Here is a 1721-nt window from a genome sequence, read left to right as displayed (position 1 = left end):
ACAACGATAGACCCTTATTTGACACAAGCGGCTTCAGCGGCAACGGGTGTTACCTGTAAGGCCCTGTCACGGCTGAAGCCGCTCTTACGAGGTCGGGTGAGGTGCGACGAACGCAGGCGCTTGGCGGTGTCCGAGCGTCGGTACGTGGGAGTGACGCGACGACGCGGTGGTGCTCAGGAGGCCTGGTCGGGCGCCACGTAGCCGTCGGGCTTGTCGGCGCCGCCCTGGAACAGGAACTTTTCCAGTTCCGCTTCCAGGAACGCGCGGTGCTTGGGATCGCGCGGCGACAGCCGGTTCTCGTTGATCAGCATGGTCTGGTGCGCCAGCCAGGCCTGCCAGCCGGCCTTGCCGATGTGCGCGAACACGCGCTTGCCGAGCTCGCCGGGATAGGGCACGTAATCGAGCCCTTCGGCGTCGCGTTGCTGGTACTGGCAGAAGACGGTGCGGGACATGGCAATTCCTGGCGGTGCGTGCGGCGGCGCGCGCTGGCGCGCTAGAGGCCGTCGAGCAGTTTGCGGATCGGTGCGGGCAGGCCCAGCGTCGACAGGTCGGCGCGCGCCACCCAGCGCAGGTCGTCATTGTCGCCCAGCGCATCGCCCATGGCGACCTTGCGCAGGCGCAGTGGCTGCAGGTGCAGGCGGTAATGGCTGAAGGTGTGCACGATCGGCGGCAGCGCTTCGGCGTCGTCGTAGGCGCGCCCGCGCATCCAGCGCGCGTACCAGGCGCGCAGCTCGCTGTCGGTGTCGGCCTGCGGCAGGGTCCACAGCGAGGCCCAGATGCCGGTCGGCGGCCGCCGCTGCAGCAGCAATTCGCCGGCGGCGTTCTCCAGCAACAGCGCCAGCGCCTCGCGCTCGGGCAGGGTCTTGCCCGGCTTGGGCGTGGGCAGCGCCTCGACCAGGCCGTCGCGGCGCGCCACGCAGTCGTCCTGCAGCGGGCACAGCACGCAGGCCGGGTTGGCGCGGGTGCACAGGGTGGCGCCGAAATCCATCTGCGCCTGGGTGTAGTCGGCCATGCGCCCGTCCGGCACGGCGGCCACGTGGTCGTGCGCGAGCGCCCACAGCGGCTTTTCCACCGCCGGCAGGCCGGGATAGCCGGCGATGCCGTGGTAGCGGGTCAGCACGCGCTTGACGTTGCCGTCGAGAATCGGGAAGCGGTCGTTCCAGGCCTGGCTTAGGATCGCGCCGGCGGTGCTGCGGCCGATGCCGGGCAGCGCATGCAGGGCCTCGAAATCGCGCGGCAGCTCGCCGCCGTGCAGTTCCACGCAGCGCTTGGCGGCGGCGTGCAGGTTGCGCGCGCGGGCGTAGTAGCCGAGCCCGGCCCATTGCGCCATCACCGCGTCGTTGTCGGCGGCGGCCAGTGCCGGCAGGGTCGGGAAGTGCTGCAGGAAGCGCAGGAAGTAGGGGATGACCACCGCCACCTGGGTCTGCTGCAGCATGATCTCCGACAGCCACACCCGGTACGGACTGCGCGGATGCTGCCAGGGCAGGTCATGCCGCCCGTTGCGGTCGAACCAGGCGAGCAGGCGGGCGGGGAAGGTGTCGGGTGGCTGGCGCATGCTGGCATCTGAGTTCCTTCTCCCCTCGGGAGAAGGTGCCCCGAAGGGGCGGATGAGGGTACGGGCGAAGCCTGGTGCGGTTTGGGTAGTGCGCATGCCGGCATGGCGGGCTCCGCCGTACCCTCACCCCAACCCCCGCTCCGCGCCCCCGCCCGCGCTGGCGGCG

At 70.7% G+C, this 1721-nt stretch carries 2 protein-coding genes; both read right to left on the bottom strand.

Annotation, left to right across the window (positions count from 1 at the left end; all coding sequences use genetic code 11):
• Positions 1–173: 173 nt before the first annotated feature.
• The gene (locus tag D588_RS0116945; RefSeq protein ID WP_017912227.1) at positions 174–452 is read right to left on the bottom strand and encodes an oxidative damage protection protein; all 279 of its coding nucleotides are present in this window, start codon (positions 450–452) and stop codon (positions 174–176) included.
• A 41-nt stretch (positions 453–493) separates the two neighbouring features.
• Positions 494–1555: an A/G-specific adenine glycosylase gene (gene mutY / locus D588_RS0116940; protein ID WP_017916826.1), complete on the bottom strand. Its 1062-nt coding sequence runs from the start codon at positions 1553–1555 to the stop codon at positions 494–496.
• Positions 1556–1721: the final 166 nt, after the last annotated feature.

Origin of the sequence: Xanthomonas sp. SHU 308 (assembly GCF_000364645.1) — a bacterium.
Classification (GTDB): Bacteria; Pseudomonadota; Gammaproteobacteria; order Xanthomonadales; family Xanthomonadaceae; genus Xanthomonas_A; species Xanthomonas_A sontii.
Note: the sequence above shows the minus strand (reverse complement) of the source record. Positions and strands in the feature narration are given on the sequence as shown.